The organism is Vibrio sp. SCSIO 43086 (assembly GCF_051132235.1).
GTDB classification, from domain to species: Bacteria; Pseudomonadota; Gammaproteobacteria; order Enterobacterales; family Vibrionaceae; genus Vibrio; species Vibrio diabolicus.
In genome coordinates this window covers 499,283-515,312 of the sequence record NZ_CP072678.1, presented here as the reverse complement: position 1 = coordinate 515,312, position 16,030 = coordinate 499,283, and the positions used below count along the sequence as shown (strand labels likewise).

Sequence of the window (16,030 nt, the reverse complement as noted above, 5' to 3'; positions counted from 1 at the left end):
TGGTTGTCCTATGACGCTGCGTTCGAAAACGATACTTGGCATTGCTCTTATTGAGGCCCTTGCGCTCGGTGTACTCATCATTAGTGGGCTTAATTGGTTGGAAAGTTCCAACGAGACTAGCCTCGAGGTTGGGAGCCAACACTTGGTGAGTGTATTTGCTCAGGCGTCGAGAGATGCGGTGATTGCGACGGACTTAGCCTATCTAGACAGTTTTGCTCGCTCTGTCGTCAGTGAGCGCGAGCTGGCTTATATTCGTATTGTTAACCAAGATGGCGTCGAGTTGACGCTACAAGGGGATTACAGCGGTGTTGATACTGGTGTGAGACCGTTTGATGTGACCGATGGAGTTTACGATGTTGCGCAAGAGATTACTCTTGGAGAGCAGACTTTCGGTAAGGTTGAAATGGGTGTGAATGTTGAACATGTACATCAAGTACTTTCATTTGCGACTCATGCAAGTTTGGTTATCGCCTTTATTGAAATGTCGCTGGTGGCCATGTTTTCGTATGCTCTCGGTAGCTATTTGATGAAGCGGCTCGATCTTCTTCGTACTGGGGTAATCAAGGTTTCACAGCAAGGTCCGGGTTCGCAAATTTCGATTTCAGGCAATGACGAAGTTACACGTGTTGGCGAAGCGTTTAACCAAATGTCACGCTCTTTAGCGCAAGCGCAAACTAAACTTCAGCAAGAGCATCAAACCCAGCAACAGTTATCGGCCAAAATATCGCAGCTTGCTGAGGTTGCTGAACATGCGCGTGATACCATCATCATTACTCACCCTGACGGCACTATTGCATGGGTAAACCCTGCGTTTGAGCAGCTAACCGAATATACGTTGGAAGAAGTTATTGGCAAATCTCCGGGCGAGTTACTCCAAGGGCCAGACACAGACCCAAATACGGTGGCATTGCTCTCAAAAAGTGTCCGTAAGCACTCTCCTATTAGGGTTGAAATACTCAACTATACCAAGTCGAAGCACCCGTATTGGGTCGAGTTGGAGCTCTCTCCTGTGTTTGATGAAGATGGCGGGCTGTTACGTTTTATTGCGGTAGAGCGTGACATCACCGACAGGCGCAGGATGGAGAGGCGTCTGTCGTCTGCTTTAGATAAATCGAAAAAGGCGATGCAAGCCAAATCGGAATTTTTGGCGAACATGAGCCATGAGATTCGCACCCCAATGAACGCGATCATGGGGATCAGCGAGATATTGCTTGAGAACGAAAACCGTCGAGAGCCAAGGGAGTTATTACTCTTGCTGCACAAATCTGCCAACAACCTTGTGACGATCATTAACGACATCCTCGACTACAGCAAAGTAGAGGCGGGCAAGTTGACGTTAGTTGAAGAGGAGTTTGACTTGCGTTCACTCGTCGAGAGTTGCACCGCTTTGTGTGCCTATCAGGCGGATAAAAAGAACCTTAAGTTGTTGGTTGATATGCCATTGTCTATGAATACGGTCGTGGTCGGCGATAAAGGTCGGATTAATCAAATCTTGCTTAACTTGATCGGTAATGCGGTGAAATTCACGGATGAAGGTCATGTGCTACTCAAAGTCAGAGAAAGTGAGCAAGGTTTTGATTTTTCCGTGAGTGATACGGGCATTGGTATCCCCGAAGATCGATTGGCTCATATTATGGATAAGTTTGAGCAGGTCGATACCTCCGCGACAAGACGCCATGAAGGTACAGGCTTGGGGTTGGCAATCTCAAAACGTTTGATCAGCATGTATAACGGCGAGCTTTGTGTGCATTCGGATTTTGGCAAAGGGTCGTGTTTTAGCTTTAGTTTGCAGTTGCCTAAGCAAAGTCAGCTTCTTTCCGAACCGATAGAGCTGAGTGCAAATCGACTATTGTTGATTGATGATTATCAACCGCGCGTGCAACACTTGATACATTTGTCTCAAGAGATTGGCATTGAAGTTACTCATGCCAACGATTGGTCAACTGCGCAGTCTTTGGGTAAAAAATTGGATGGTTTTGATCGTATCCTCGCGAGTGTAAACAATGCTCAAGATAGAGATGCGCTCTATGAGCTTGATGCGACAGAATCCGCCGCCAAACGGGTAATGTTTCTTGCACCTTGCGTGATGGAGGAAGGGCAGGCATGGTCGTGCGAGCGGGATCGTTTATTGCCGCAACCGGTCACGCAGCATAAACTGCAAGCTCTGTTTTCTACTAAGACACAAAAGCGTCGAGAACTTGCCTCAGATGAGAATCCTGACTTTTCTAGCCTGCACCTATTAGTCGCAGAAGACAGCCATATCAATCGAATATTGATTGAAAAAATGTTGCAAGACACAGGTGTTAAACTGACGTTGGCGGAAGATGGTGTTGAAGCCGTTGAACTTTATAAACAGCTTTCTCCGGACTTGGTGATTACCGATATTTCTATGCCAAACAAAGATGGTTTTGGCGTGACAAAAGACATTCGTGAGTTACAGGAAAGTGGTGCGTTTCCTTGGTGTCCAATCGTCGCGTTTTCCGCACATGCGATGCAAGAGCAGCAACAAAAAAGTATCGCATTAGGTATGGATGATTACCTGACAAAACCAGTTCAGAAAAGTGATTTGCTTAATATGATCGCGAAGTGGGGATGCCATACCCTTGCAGAGGAAAAGCACGCTTCTGTTTAGTGTTTCGGTTAGATTAAATCGACTCAAAGAAAACGAGCATGTTATTAAACATGCTCGTTTGTAGTTGTTTATCGCGGGTTGAGCAATTTACAAGCTGTTTGGGTCACCCAAAGCGAGTGCTACTTTGGAAGACGGACGTTTACCTAATGCATGGCAAATTTGCCAACCCGCTTCATTGATGATGTTGAGATCAATCCCCGTTTCAATCCCAAGTTGCTCACAAAGATAAAGCACATCTTCCGTTGCAACATTGCCACTGGCACCTTTGGCGTAAGGGCAGCCGCCCAAACCAGCAACCGCACTATCAATGGTGTTGATGCCCATTAACAAGGCTTGGTAAATATTGGCCAAAGCTTGTCCATAGGTGTCATGAAAATGTACCGCGAGCGCGTCTTTTGGCAGTTGCGTTAACAGAGAATCCAGCATGGCGATAACGCGATTAGGCGTTGCTTTACCGGCAGTATCGCCCAGAGATATTTCATAGCATCCCATATCAAAAAGCGCATTTGCGACCTTGGTAGTTTGCTCTGGTTTTATTTCTCCCTCGTATGGACACACCATGGTACAAGACAAGTACCCGCGCACAGGAATGTTGTGCTGCTTTGCAAGCTCGATAACTGGCTCAAATCGAGAGAGACTTTCAGCGATACTGCAGTTAATGTTCTTTTGGCTAAACGCTTCAGAAGCGGAGCCAAAGACTGCAATTTGCTTTACACCACTTTCCAGCGCACGTTCTAACCCTGCTAGGTTGGGAGTAAGCGCGCTGTAAACAACATCTGGTTGCTGTGTGATACCCGCAAACACCTGAGCAGAGTCGGCCATTTGTGGCACCCATTTAGGTGAGACGAAAGAACCCGCTTCAATATGTTTTAAACCACTGTTGCTTAGCTGATTGATAAAACGGATTTTATCGACCAGCGTCACTGCCGTTTCATTTTGTAAGCCATCGCGAGCACCGACTTCGACGATATTAACCTTCGCTGGTAGCATACTCACGCTCCTTATCGGCACAACCACTTTCTGGCGTAGAAGCCAAATGCAGCAGGATGGAACCGTGTTGTACTTGGTCTCCGTGCTGATAAAACACTTCATCAACGGTTGCTGCTACCGGAGCGGTAATGGTGTATTCCATCTTCATCGCTTCGAGCACTAACAGCGGATCGCCCGCCGCTACTTTGTCTCCCTTATTTACCATGACCGCCGAGATCACACCGTTCAGTGGTGCGGTTGGACTAAGTTCATCGTCTACATCTTTTGCAGAGTCAAAGTTAGGTTGATGAGCGAAAGTGCGCTGCTGACCAAGATAAAACAGCGTTGTCTTTTGTTCGTCGCTAAGTGCATTAAAGGTGTAACGCACATTATCAATATCGACGATAAACAGGTTGCCACTTTCAAGCAGAGTGACCTGATGCAACTCCTCACCGCATCGGACAGTGAAGTGAGCTCCTGTATCTTGCGATGATTGTTGCAAACGTACCTGATGGTTGGCATTGGCATCCGTGAAGTTAAATCGATAAACGTTGGCAACCGACAGTCTAAAACCCTGTTTGGTTGGCGCGGGTAACGTTGAGCTGCCTGATTTAGCAGTGAGAGCATTCCAGCGAGCAACCGCTGCCAACGTTAGCCAGATAGAATCCGACACATTTTGTTGCGCGCTGATGCCTTGCTGGTGTTTAACCAAGAAGTCGGTATCAAGTTCGATATTGGCAAAGGCTGGCTGTGAAATAATGCTGTGCAGGTAACCAATGTTTGTCGTGACTCCACGCACGTGATATTGAGTTAACGCCTGTTTAAGCTGCTTTAGGGCGATATCACGAGTTTGCCCCCAGACGATCAGTTTGCTGATCATCGGATCGTAGTATTCGCTGATGGTATCGCCTTGGGTAACACCACTATCAACGCGCACGCACGCTAAGCGGACATTGCTGTCTGAAGTGGGCTCATGCAAGTAATCAATGCGGCCAGTTGACGGCATAAAGTCGTTGTCTGCGTCTTCGGCGTAAATTCGCAGCTCGATTGAATGGCCGTTATGAGTGATTTCGGATTGCGAGATCGGTAAACACTCACCAGCTGCGATTTTGAATTGCCATTCAACCAAATCAACGCCAGTGATCAACTCGGTGACAGGGTGTTCAACTTGCAGACGGGTATTCATCTCCATGAAGTAGAACTCACCGCGGCTATCGAGCAAAAACTCAACCGTGCCAGCGCCAACATAGTCGATCGCTTGAGCGGCCTGAACCGCGGCTTTACCCATTTGTTTACGCAGTTCATCACTAAGACCGGGAGCAGGCGCTTCTTCGACTACTTTTTGGTGACGACGCTGAATGGAACAGTCGCGGTCAGACAGGTAAACACAGTTGCCATGTTGGTCAGCAAATACCTGAACTTCAACGTGGCGAGGCTGCAATATGCATTTTTCGATTAGAAGCTGCTTATCGCCAAAGCTTGAAAGCGCTTCACGCTGCGCACCGTCGATGGCCAAGGGCATTTCGGCTGCGCTATTGACCACTCGCATGCCTTTACCGCCGCCACCTTGTGTTGCTTTAAGCATCACTGGGTAACCGATTTTTTCCGCTTCCGCTAATAAGTGCTCAACGCTGTTGTCTGTACCGTGATAACCCGGAACCAAAGGCACGTTCGCCTCTGACATAATGGCCTTGGCTTGCGACTTCGAACCCATTGCCTCAATTGCGCTGGTAGGTGGGCCAATAAATACAATGCCATTTTCGCTGCACGCTTTGGCTAGTTTTGGGTTCTCGGAGAGAAAACCATACCCAGGGTGGATAGCATCAGCTTGCCATTTTTTCGCAGCACCGATAATCGCATCGATATCAAGATAAGACTCACTCGCCGGAGCAGGGCCGATAAATTCAGCGAAATCTGCTTGTTTAACATGTAAGCTGCTGCGATCCGCTTCGGAATAGACGGCAACTGTCTCGATGGCCATGCTTTTTGCGGTTTTAATGATTCGGCAAGCAATTTCACCGCGGTTTGCGATCAGTATTCTTTTAAACATGATTCCTCCAATTGGCGGCGCGCTTTTCAAAAAATGCAGCTAGTCCTTCTTGTCCTTCGCTGGACACGCGGGCGGTTGCTATGGCTTGGCTAGTGTATTCAATTAATGAGTGATCGATAGGTTGGTTATCACAACGTAAACAAAGTGCTTTTGCTGCCTGCATGGCTTGTGGACCGTTGTTAAGCAGGTGACCAATGATACGGTTGACGGCTTCTCTTGGCTGAGAGTTGATCTGATGAAGAATGTTCATCGAAAGCGCAGTCTCGGCATCAATCAGTTCGGCGGTTAAAAAGTAGCGTCGGCTTTGTCGTTGTCCAATCGCTCGGATTACGTAAGGTCCGATGGTAGCGGGTAATAAACCGAGCTTTACTTCACTCAAACAGAAGCGGCTTTCAGGTGTACCAATAGCGATATCGCAGCAGCAGATAAGCCCAAGTGCGCCGCCAAATGCAGCGCCATGCACCATAGCAATAGTCGGTTTGCTAAAGGTATCCAGCGTATGCAAAAGTTTTGCTAGTTGCTGTGCATCTTGCAGGTTTTCACTCTCGGTTTTGGTGGCCATTGACTGCATCCAGCCAAGATCCGCACCCGCAGAAAAGTGTTTCCCTTGCGCCGTTAGTACCAATGCACGTAGAGAGTCGTCTCTCTCAAGTTGTTCCAGCGTTTCAATCAGTGAAGCAATCAATTCATCATTAAACGCGTTGTGTTTTTCTGGCCGATTCAGGCTCAACCAGGCAACGCCATTGCTGTCTTTTTCAAGCAGTAGTCCGGTCATGTGACTTCCTTTGTCTGACATTTCAGTCTCTATTCCAATGCTCGCTAACCGTTACTTGTATAAACATCGGTATTCGCGAGGAGTTAAGGTTTGCCTTGCATCCGGCTACATGCGGAAGATGCCAAATTTACTGTCTGGTATTGGCGCATTAAGCGCAGCAGACAGAGCAATGCCGACAACATCGCGAGTTTTAGCGGGATCAATAATGCCGTCGTCCCACAAACGGGCACTTGCGTAATACGCATGGCTTTGGACTTGATATTGCTCCGCAATTGGACGTTTGAACGCTTCCTCTTCTTCAGTGCTCCAGCTTTCACCTTTGCGCGTTTTGATATCGCGGGTCACTTGCGCCATTACGCCAGCCGCTTGTTCGCCGCCCATGACGGAGATGCGCGCGTTCGGCCACATCCACATCATGATTGGATCATAGGCGCGGCCACACATACCGTAGTTACCTGCACCATACGAACCACCAATAACCACGGTAAACTTTGGCACGTCTGCACACGCAACAGCAGTTACCATTTTCGCACCATGTTTAGCGATGCCTTCGGCTTCGTACTTCTGACCGACCATAAAGCCAGTGATGTTCTGCAAGAAAAGCAGAGGAATTTTACGCTGTGCGCACAGCTCAATAAAATGCGCACCTTTCTGCGCCGATTCCGAGAATAGAATGCCGTTGTTAGCGACAATGCCAATCGGCATTCCGTGAATATGAGCAAAGCCACAGACCAAGGTTTCGCCGAACAAGGCTTTAAATTCATCGAACTGGGAATCATCAACAATTCGGGCAATGACCTCTTTAACATCAAACGGCTTTTTAAGGTCGGTACCGACGATGCCGTACAGCTCTTGGGCAGGAAAACGTGGTTCCTGTGGTGCTTTTTGCTTGAGTTGAACGGGTTTCAAGTGGTTAATTTGAGAAACGGCTTGTCTTGCCAACTCTAACGCGTGGTGATCATTTTCTGCGTAATAGTCCGCCACACCAGAGGTGCGACAATGAACGTCTGCGCCACCAAGATCTTCCGCGCTGACTTCTTCACCTGTCGCTGCTTTTACCAGAGGTGGACCTGCCAAAAAAATCGTGCCTTGTTCTTTGACTATGATGGATACGTCGCACATCGCAGGAACATAAGCGCCGCCAGCGGTACATAGCCCCATGACCACCGCAATTTGTGGAATGCCTTTGGCCGACATACGGGCTTGGTTGTAGAAAATACGACCAAAATGGTCTTTATCAGGGAAGACTTCATCTTGACGGGGTAGGTTAGCACCGCCAGAGTCGACTAAGTAAACACACGGCAACTGACACTTCTCTGCGATTTCCTGTGCGCGTAAGTGCTTTTTAACCGTGAGCGGGTAGTAACTACCGCCTTTTACCGTCACGTCGTTGGCAACGATCATACACTCGGTGCCGTCTATTACACCCACGCCAGCAACCACGCCAGCGCATGGAACGTAATCTGGATACACATCCCAGCCAGCAAACTGACCGATTTCTAAAAAAGATGAACCGGGGTCGAGTAGGGCAAGAATGCGCTCACGTACCGGAAGTTTGCCTTTCTTCTGCTGATGCTCGCGTGCTTTCTCACCGCCGCCATCTTCGATTTGCGCAGTCACGGTATAGAGTTGATCTACAAGCGACGCCATAGAGCGGTAGTTTTCCTGATACTGCTCTGAATGGGTATTAATATTGGTCGTCAAACAAGCCATAAATAGCCGATCTCCATCCGGTAGACGGGTGACACCACCCGTCTTTATCTATGTTGAATAAGATTTAGGTTGAATAAGGAAGTTATTTAGAGTCAGAGCGCCTAGGTATGATGATTAGGCGCTTTCGTTAAACAATTCGCGACCAATAAGCATGCGGCGAATTTCTGAAGTGCCCGCACCAATTTCATACAGCTTGGCATCACGCAACAAACGACCAGTATCAAACTCGTTGATGTAGCCGTTACCGCCAAGTAGTTGAATCGCATCCAGTGCCATCTTGGTTGCCAGCTCTGCGCTGTAGAGGATCGCGCCAGCAGAATCTTTACGGGTGGTTTCACCGCGATCACAAGCGGCAGCGACGGCGTAAACATACGCTTTAGCGGCATTCATTTGTGTGTACATATCCGCAATTTTTGCTTGAACTAGCTGGAATTCACCGATGGATTTACCGAACTGTTTACGGTCGTGAATGTAAGGCACAACGATATCCATACACGCCTGCATGATGCCAAGTGGGCCTCCGGCAAGTACCACGCGTTCGTAGTCGAGGCCGCTCATCAATACTTTCACGCCTTGGTTTTCTTCACCGAGAATATTTTCCGCAGGGACTTCGCAGTTTTGGAAGACCAGCTCACACGTATTCGAGCCGCGCATACCCAACTTGTCGAGTTTTTGTGCTTGAGTGAATCCAGGAAAGCCGCGTTCTACAATAAATGCCGTGATGCCTTTGGAATGTTGGCTTGGGTCGGTTTTTGCGTAGACAACATAGGTGTGTGCATCAGGGCCGTTGGTGATCCACATTTTGTTGCCGTTTAGTAGGAAAATATCGCCTTTACGTTCGGCTTTAAGCTGCATTGAGACCACATCAGAGCCGGCGCCGGGTTCACTCATTGCAAGGGCGCCGATATGTTCACCGGAGATGAGCTTGGGTAGGTATTTCTCTTTTTGCGCTTGTGTGCCGTTACGGTGGATTTGGTTGACGCAAAGGTTGGAGTGAGCGCCGTAACTTAACGCAACCGAAGCGGATGCTCGGCTGATTTCTTCCATAGCGATAACGTGGGCGAGATAGCCCATGCCTGCACCACCAAACTCTTCGCTGGTGGTCACACCTAAAAGACCCATGTCACCCAGTTTGGACCAAAGATGGTTTGGAAAGTCGTTAGATTGGTCGATAGATTGCGCTAGCGGCGCAATTTCTCTTGCAGCAAAACTATTGATTTGCTCGCGAAGCAAATCGGTATTTTCGTCATAAACAAAGTTCAGGGAAGAGTAGGTAGATTTCATTGCGTGTCCTTGCCTTTACGTCACCTACATCCCAGAGTTGAGGTGTTAGGTGACTTTTTCGCCTTTCATGGATCTCAGTGTGTTTTGGCATCGCAACTGCGCAGCATTTAACTCCATCATTACCGCTTGAATGTCGTTTGCTTGCTGTTGCAATGCTGCCTTCTTCTCTTCGATCAACCGAATCATATAGTTCAACTGCTCAGTACTTTGATCGGTATCGTAGAGTTCAAATAACTCTTTGATATCTGCAAGAGAAAAGCCCAATCGCTTACCTCGCAAAATCAGTTTTAGTCGAATTCGATCGCGACCATTGTAGATTCGTGTGTTGCCTTTACGTTCCGGAGTTAGGAGACCTAAATCTTCGTAGAAGCGAATACTTCGGGTAGTAATGTCGAACTCTTTCGCGAGCTCGCTGATCTTAAATGTGTTCATTCCTTAACCTTACGACTTTCGTATAACATTCATACGAATATACAATTCGTTAACGTTAAAGTAAATAAACAACATCCACTCTTGAGCCTTGATATCACTCGCATTTACTCGAAATAAAATAATCACTCGAACAAACAATAACCTCAAACTTGACGTTAACGTAAATGTTAGTATAGTTATGACGTAAACGTCAACAAAAGGTTAATGGAATGAAAAATGAAACATGGATTGTTGCCGCCAAGCGAACGCCTATCGGCTCTTTTCAAGGTGCATTAGCTTCAACAGATGTCACAGAACTCGGTGCGAAAGCCATCCAAGGGGCACTAGCCGAAAGCCAACTCGATGTGCAAAAAATAGACGAAGTGTTGATGGGATGCGTTTTACCCGCCGGCGTGGGGCAAGCGCCAGCAAGACAAGCAAGTCTTAAAGCAGAAATGCCACAATCGATCGGTTGTACGACACTGAATAAAGTCTGTGGTTCGGGTATGAAAACCGTCATGCTGGCACATGATCTTATTCAATCTGGTAACGCGCACGCGGTTATCGCTGGCGGTATGGAAAACATGTCCTCTTCTCCTTATCTACTTAAGAAAGCGCGTGATGGTTTCCGCTTAGGCCATGAGCAAGTGCTTGATCATATGTTTTATGACGGTTTGCAGGATGCCTACCAAGGCGAATTGATGGGTGTCTTTGCCGAACAAACCGCGCAAAAGTATCAGTTCAGCCGTGAAAGTATGGATATCTGGGCGCAGCAGTCGTTGACTCGCGCGCAGCAAGCGATTGAGCAAGGTTTGTTCAAAGAAGAGATCGTGCCTGTTAACGTAAAAAGTCGACGCGACGAAACCTTGGTGGTAGACGATGAGCAACCGAGCAAACTCGACGTCACTAAAATTCCCACCTTACGACCTGCGTTTGCCAAAGATGGCGGCGTAACGGCAGCCAACTCAAGTTCTATTTCTGATGGTGCATCGGCAATGGTATTGGTTGATAGTGAATTTGGCCGTCAGGAAAACGTTCAACCTCTAGCCAAAATTGTCGCGTACAGCACGCATGCAAGACAGCCTGATGAGTTCACCATCGCACCCGTATTTGCGATTGAAACGCTGCTGGAAAAAACGGGCTGGGACAAATCAGACGTGGACCTTTGGGAAATCAATGAAGCCTTTGCCGTTGTCACTCAATACGCGGTGAAAGCACTCGAATTGGACGAGAGCAAAGTGAACCCTCGCGGCGGCGCTTGTGCGTTGGGGCATCCAATTGGTGCGAGTGGTAACCGAATCCTCGTGACTTTGATTCACGCTCTTAAACAAACAGGCGGTAAACGTGGCGTTGCATCGCTTTGTATTGGTGGCGGCGAGGCTACCGCCATCGCGATTGAAATCTGCTAATTCATTCTCAACAAAGTTTCACTTACATAACAGTAGTCAGTAACAAGCTGAAAAATACAAGGATGTCATCATGACAGAACAAGTAAAGCAGTATATCGGTGGTGAATTTGCCATCTCCGACTCAAAACAATGGCTAGATGTAACTAACCCGGCAACCAACGAAGTGATTGCGCAAGTGCCTTGTGCCACGGAATCAGAAATGAATGCGGCGATTGCTAGCGCAACGGAAACGTTCAAGCGTTGGAAAGAAGTCGCTGCGCCGGAGCGTGCAAGATTGATGCTGCGCTACCAACACTTGCTAAAAGAGCAACACGATGAGTTGGCGATACTGCTTTCAAGTGAGACAGGCAAAACTCTTGCGGATGCAAAGGGTGACGTTTGGCGTGGGATTGAAGTCGTAGAACAAGCGGCGAACATTTGTAGCTCAATGATGGGTGAAACGGTGGAAAACGTCGCAACCAATATTGATGGTTACTCTTACATTCAACCGCTCGGTGTTTGTGCTGGCATCACACCGTTTAACTTTCCTGCGATGATTCCATTGTGGATGTTCCCAATGGCGATCGCTTGTGGCAACACCTTTATTCTAAAACCTTCGGAACAAGTTCCGCTGACTGCAATGAAATTGGCAGAGCTATTTGAACAAGCAGGCGCCCCGAAAGGTGTTTTGCAAATTGTTCACGGCACCAAAGAGCAAGTCGACCGCATTCTGACTGATCCAGTCGTTCGTGCGATCTCTTTTGTTGGCTCAGTGCCAGTTGGTGAGTACATCTACAAAACGGGTACGGACAACCTAAAGCGCGTGCAGTCTTTTGCGGGTGCGAAGAACCACATGGTCATCATGCCAGATGCAAACAAGCAGCAAGTCATCAATAACCTAGTTGGCGCGTCAGTCGGTGCCGCAGGCCAACGCTGTATGGCGATTTCGGTGGCAGTATTTGTCGGCGAAACCAAAGAGTGGATTCCAGAGCTTAAAGAGGCGTTAGCTCAAGTTCAGCCAGGGGCGTGGGACGATGAAACCGCCGGTTATGGCCCACTGATTAGCCCGCAAGCGAAGCAGCGCGTGGTGAATCTGATTAATGAAGGTAAAGCGTCTGGCGCGAACTGTGTTCTGGATGGGACAGATTGCCAAGTACCTGGCTTCCCGAACGGTAACTGGGTGGGGCCAACACTGTTTACCAACGTGACCACAGACATGTCGATTTATCAGGAAGAAATTTTCGGGCCTGTACTGTTAACTATGGAAGTGGATGACCTAGATGAAGCGATTGAACTGATCAATGCAAACCGCTTTGGTAATGGTACGTCTATTTTCACGGCGAACGGCGCTGCCGCGAGAAAGTATCAACACAATATCGAAGTAGGTAACGTAGGCATCAACGTGCCGATTCCGGTGCCATTGCCGTTCTTCTCATTTACGGGGTGGAAAGGCAGCTTCTACGGCGACCTGCATGCTTACGGTAAACAAGCGGTTCGCTTCTACACCGAGACGAAAACTGTCACTGCGCGTTGGTTTGAAGATGACATTCCAAGCGGTCCAAACATGACCATTCAATTGAGCTAGTCACAGAAGTAGCGATACCTCTAGCCAAGCCTTTCAAACCTTTAGATGGCTTGGCTTCAAGTGCAACGAATTAGACCTTAGGACTTCAAGATGGATTTTGAATTAAACGAAGATCAACTCGCGTTTGCCGAAGTAGCAAAGCAGTTTGCAGACCAAATGTTAGCGCCGCACGCGGCCGAGTGGGATGAAAACCATCATTTCCCGAAAGATGTACTGCGTCAGGCGGGTGAGCTGGGTTTTCTGAGCATCTATACGCCGCCAGAGCATGGTGGTTTGGGATTGTCTCGTTTGGATGCGGCGATAATTTTCGAGCAGTTGGCTATGGGTTGTACCGCGACTACTGCGTTTATGACCATTCACAACATGGCGACGTGGATGATCACCAGCTTTGCCAAAGCGGAAGTGGCGCAGCAATTTAGCGCGGATTTAATTTCGGGTGAAAAGCTCGCTTCCTACTGTTTAACCGAACCTAATGCCGGATCTGATGCCGCTTCACTGACGACCAGTGCAGTGCGTGACGGCGATGAGTTTGTCCTGAATGGCGCAAAAGTGTTTATCTCTGGCGCGGGTGATACAGATGTTCTCGTCGTGATGGCGCGTTCGTGCGGCGAAGGAGCGGGAGGCGTTTCTGCGTTCGTCGTTCCTGCTGATTGCGAAGGCATTAGCTACGGTAAGAAAGAAGCCAAAATGGGTTGGAACTGCCAACCAACGCGCATGATCACCTTCGAAAATGTCCGCATTCCGGCTGACTATCTGTTGGGTGAAGAGGGCGAAGGCTTTAAGTTCGCCATGCTTGGTCTGGATGGCGGCCGAATCAACATCGCTACTTGTTCAGTTGGCACTGCGCAACAAGCGCTGAATGAAGCCAAACAATACATGACTGAACGCAAACAGTTCGGACGTTCACTGGCGCAATTCCAAGCCCTGCAATTCAAGTTGGCCGATATGGCGACTGAGCTGGTTGCTGCACGTCAAATGGTGCGACTTGCTGCCGCTAAACTCGATGCGCAACATACAGAAAAAAGCGCGTACTGTGCCATGGCAAAACGCTTTGCTACTGATGTTGGCTTTAAAGTCTGCGATCAGGCGCTTCAAATTCACGGTGGCTATGGCTACATCAAAGAATATCCAGTCGAGCGCCATTTCCGAGACGTTCGTGTTCACCAAATTCTTGAAGGCACCAACGAAATCATGCGTCTGATCGTCGCAAGACGATTACTAACGGAAGGCGTTGAGCTGCTTTAGTCAGAGAGACGCAGCCTTACCTAAAGAAATTAAAAAGGACTGAAAGAATATGACTGCACAAATCAAAATAGAGCGCGAGGCACACATTGCTAAGCTGACGATTAGTAATCCGCCAGCAAACACTTGGACGCTTGAATCTCTCAATCAACTTAAAGAGCTGGCGATAGAACTGAGTAATGATCGCTCTATTTATGCGTTGGTACTGACGGGCGAAGGCGAGAAATTCTTTTCTGCTGGAGCGGATCTCAACAACTTTGCATCGGGTGATAAATCACAAGCAGCAGATATGGCGTTCGCATTTGGTGAAGCGTTTGAAGCCCTGTCTGCATTCGATGGGGTTTCTATCGCAGCGATTAATGGCTATGCGATGGGTGGCGGTCTGGAAGTGGCGATGGCGTGTGACATTCGTATCGCAGAAGAACAAGTACAAATGGCACTTCCGGAAGCATCGGTCGGCTTGTTGCCTTGCGCGGGCGGAACGCAAAACCTGACCGCGTTGGTAGGTGAAGGTTGGGCGAAGCGTATGATTCTATGTGGCGAACGAGTGACGGCCGAGCGAGCGGAAAAAATCGGTTTAGTCGAAGAAGTAGTCAAGAAAGGTCAGGCGCTAGATGCGGCGTTGGCAATTGCACAGCGTGTCGCAGGTCAATCACCGAAATCTGTGTCTGCGTGCAAAACGCTCATTCAAGGCCGACGCAGCCAAACTCACACGGCCGGATTGGTCTCGGAGCGTGAACTGTTCTTGCAGTTGTTCAATACACAAGATCAGACTGAGGGTGTAAACGCCTTCTTGCAAAAGCGTAAGCCACAATGGACAAACAGCTAGCGGAGGCCAAATGACAGGTACAGTAAATGTTTCAAAACTTGAGTGCGCTGATGGCTCTGTCATTGGAGTGTTGGAGCTTGATAATCCAGCCGCCCTTAACGCGCTGAGCTACGTGATGATTGAGCAGTTGTACAAACAGCTTAATGAATGGCAAACGGACGACAGCATCGTCGCGATCTTTTTGCACGCCAAGGGTGAAAAAGCGTTTTGTGCTGGTGGTGACATTCAAGCGATTTACCGTGCACTTGAAAACAAAGAGCAAGACTTTGATTCTGCGTTTTCAGCGATGGAAACCTTCTTTGACCTCGAATATCGCTGTGATCATCTTATTCACACTTATCCAAAACCGATCATCGCGTGGGGGCATGGTTATCTGATGGGCGGCGGTGTGGGCTTATTTATGGGTGCTAGCCATCGCGTTGCAGAAACGACCACACGCTTTGCGATGCCAGAAATCAAAATTGGCCTCTACCCAGACGTAGGCGCGACGTACTTCCTAAATCAGCTGCCAAAACACTTGGCACTTTTCCTGAGTTTGACGGCTTGCCAAATCAACGCGACAGACATGAAAGCGTTGGGGTTAAGCCAATGGATTGCAAAGCCAGAAAGCAAACAAGCACTGTTGGATCTGCTCGCATCGGTAAGTTGGAAAGGTGAAGCGAACATCAACGAAAAAATCGCCACTACGCTACGTTCGGTACAAGTGGACGAGCCAAGCGAAGGGATGTTGATGCCATATGCGGGATTGATTGAGCAGCTTTGTTCGGGTGATTTAGATTCGATTGTTCGCACAATCAGCAGTGCCGACGTTGATGATAAGTGGTTCATCAATGCGCAAAAAGCATTGAATTATGGCAGTCCGTTGTCGCTCAATATCACCTATCAGCAGCAAACGCAGTATCAAAACCTCTCTTTGAAAGCGTGTTTTGATATGGAATTTAATCTGACGTTACGTTGCGGCTTAGAAGGTGATTTTAGAGAAGGGGTTCGTGCGCTGATTATCGATAAAACCAATCAACCGACTTGGCAACATCGCACGGTTTCTGACGTAACGCCACAAGTTTTGGAACGCTTCTTCGCGCCAATTGATTCAGCAGAATACCCACTGACCGCATCCTCGGTTGCCACTGTGGCACTTTAGACAAGGAAGAA

12 protein-coding genes are annotated in these 16,030 nt (G+C 48.3%); 6 read left to right on the top strand and 6 right to left on the bottom strand.

Annotated features, from left to right (window positions below; translation table 11 throughout):
- Positions 1 to 10: 10 nt before the first annotated feature.
- Positions 11 to 2,632 carry an ATP-binding protein gene (locus tag J8Z23_RS18475; protein WP_434635714.1) on the top strand — a complete coding sequence of 874 codons (2,622 nt, stop codon included), beginning with the start codon at positions 11 to 13 and terminating at the stop codon, positions 2,630 to 2,632.
- Positions 2,633 to 2,719: 87 nt separating this feature from the next.
- Here the strand turns inward: J8Z23_RS18475 and J8Z23_RS18470 are convergent, their stop codons facing one another.
- The 6 genes from J8Z23_RS18470 to J8Z23_RS18445 form a co-directional block, all read right to left on the bottom strand.
- Positions 2,720 to 3,622, bottom strand: a complete 903-nt coding sequence (locus tag J8Z23_RS18470) for a hydroxymethylglutaryl-CoA lyase (RefSeq protein WP_256952607.1) — start codon at positions 3,620 to 3,622, stop codon at positions 2,720 to 2,722.
- Positions 3,603 to 5,651, bottom strand: a complete 2,049-nt coding sequence (locus J8Z23_RS18465; protein ID WP_434635712.1) for an acetyl/propionyl/methylcrotonyl-CoA carboxylase subunit alpha — start codon at positions 5,649 to 5,651, stop codon at positions 3,603 to 3,605. Before J8Z23_RS18465 ends, J8Z23_RS18470 begins: the two co-directional genes overlap by 20 nt.
- Positions 5,644 to 6,426 (bottom strand): enoyl-CoA hydratase/isomerase family protein, encoded by a 783-nt coding sequence (locus J8Z23_RS18460; RefSeq protein ID WP_069531844.1) that lies wholly within the window; start codon positions 6,424 to 6,426, stop codon positions 5,644 to 5,646. The genes J8Z23_RS18465 and J8Z23_RS18460 overlap by 8 nt, the downstream gene beginning before the upstream one ends.
- Before the next feature lie 105 nt (positions 6,427 to 6,531).
- Positions 6,532 to 8,139 carry a carboxyl transferase domain-containing protein gene (locus J8Z23_RS18455; RefSeq protein WP_434635710.1) on the bottom strand — a complete coding sequence of 536 codons (1,608 nt, stop codon included), beginning with the start codon at positions 8,137 to 8,139 and terminating at the stop codon, positions 6,532 to 6,534.
- 114 nt (positions 8,140 to 8,253) lie between these two features.
- Positions 8,254 to 9,423, bottom strand: coding sequence for an isovaleryl-CoA dehydrogenase (locus tag J8Z23_RS18450; RefSeq protein WP_006741040.1), 1,170 nt, complete (start codon positions 9,421 to 9,423; stop codon positions 8,254 to 8,256).
- Between the two features lie 45 nt (positions 9,424 to 9,468).
- Positions 9,469 to 9,855: a MerR family transcriptional regulator gene (locus J8Z23_RS18445; RefSeq protein ID WP_005373242.1), complete on the bottom strand. Its 387-nt coding sequence runs from the start codon at positions 9,853 to 9,855 to the stop codon at positions 9,469 to 9,471.
- A 209-nt stretch (positions 9,856 to 10,064) separates the two neighbouring features.
- On the opposite strand from J8Z23_RS18445, the gene J8Z23_RS18440 reads away from it, so the two are divergent.
- From J8Z23_RS18440 to J8Z23_RS18420, 5 genes are all read left to right on the top strand, one after another.
- A complete protein-coding gene (locus tag J8Z23_RS18440; RefSeq protein ID WP_434635705.1) occupies positions 10,065 to 11,243 on the top strand; it encodes a thiolase family protein in 1,179 nt (392 codons plus the stop codon).
- A 70-nt stretch (positions 11,244 to 11,313) separates the two neighbouring features.
- Positions 11,314 to 12,807 (top strand): CoA-acylating methylmalonate-semialdehyde dehydrogenase, encoded by a 1,494-nt coding sequence (locus J8Z23_RS18435; RefSeq protein ID WP_025442641.1) that lies wholly within the window; start codon positions 11,314 to 11,316, stop codon positions 12,805 to 12,807.
- 90 nt (positions 12,808 to 12,897) lie between these two features.
- Positions 12,898 to 14,052 carry an acyl-CoA dehydrogenase family protein gene (locus J8Z23_RS18430; RefSeq protein ID WP_226420528.1) on the top strand — a complete coding sequence of 385 codons (1,155 nt, stop codon included), beginning with the start codon at positions 12,898 to 12,900 and terminating at the stop codon, positions 14,050 to 14,052.
- A 49-nt stretch (positions 14,053 to 14,101) separates the two neighbouring features.
- On the top strand, positions 14,102 to 14,878 hold the full coding sequence (locus J8Z23_RS18425; protein ID WP_434635703.1) for an enoyl-CoA hydratase: 777 nt from the start codon (positions 14,102 to 14,104) through the stop codon (positions 14,876 to 14,878).
- A 10-nt stretch (positions 14,879 to 14,888) separates the two neighbouring features.
- On the top strand, positions 14,889 to 16,019 hold the full coding sequence (locus J8Z23_RS18420) for an enoyl-CoA hydratase/isomerase family protein (RefSeq protein WP_434635701.1): 1,131 nt from the start codon (positions 14,889 to 14,891) through the stop codon (positions 16,017 to 16,019).
- Positions 16,020 to 16,030: the final 11 nt, after the last annotated feature.

Bases quoted from the DNA above. Each gene is read 5' to 3' on its own strand.
- J8Z23_RS18440 (WP_434635705.1), top strand. From the start codon at position 10,065: ATGAAAAATGAAACATGGATTGTTGCCGCCAAGCGAACGCCTATCGGC.
- J8Z23_RS18445 (WP_005373242.1), bottom strand. From the start codon at position 9,855: ATGAACACATTTAAGATCAGCGAGCTCGCGAAAGAGTTCGACATTACT.
- J8Z23_RS18430 (WP_226420528.1), top strand. From the start codon at position 12,898: ATGGATTTTGAATTAAACGAAGATCAACTCGCGTTTGCCGAAGTAGCA.
- J8Z23_RS18460 (WP_069531844.1), bottom strand. From the start codon at position 6,426: ATGACCGGACTACTGCTTGAAAAAGACAGCAATGGCGTTGCCTGGTTG.
- J8Z23_RS18435 (WP_025442641.1), top strand. From the start codon at position 11,314: ATGACAGAACAAGTAAAGCAGTATATCGGTGGTGAATTTGCCATCTCC.
- J8Z23_RS18465 (WP_434635712.1), bottom strand. From the start codon at position 5,651: ATGTTTAAAAGAATACTGATCGCAAACCGCGGTGAAATTGCTTGCCGA.
- J8Z23_RS18425 (WP_434635703.1), top strand. From the start codon at position 14,102: ATGACTGCACAAATCAAAATAGAGCGCGAGGCACACATTGCTAAGCTG.
- J8Z23_RS18455 (WP_434635710.1), bottom strand. From the start codon at position 8,139: ATGGCTTGTTTGACGACCAATATTAATACCCATTCAGAGCAGTATCAG.
- J8Z23_RS18475 (WP_434635714.1), top strand. From the start codon at position 11: ATGACGCTGCGTTCGAAAACGATACTTGGCATTGCTCTTATTGAGGCC.
- J8Z23_RS18450 (WP_006741040.1), bottom strand. From the start codon at position 9,423: ATGAAATCTACCTACTCTTCCCTGAACTTTGTTTATGACGAAAATACC.
- J8Z23_RS18420 (WP_434635701.1), top strand. From the start codon at position 14,889: ATGACAGGTACAGTAAATGTTTCAAAACTTGAGTGCGCTGATGGCTCT.
- J8Z23_RS18470 (WP_256952607.1), bottom strand. From the start codon at position 3,622: ATGCTACCAGCGAAGGTTAATATCGTCGAAGTCGGTGCTCGCGATGGC.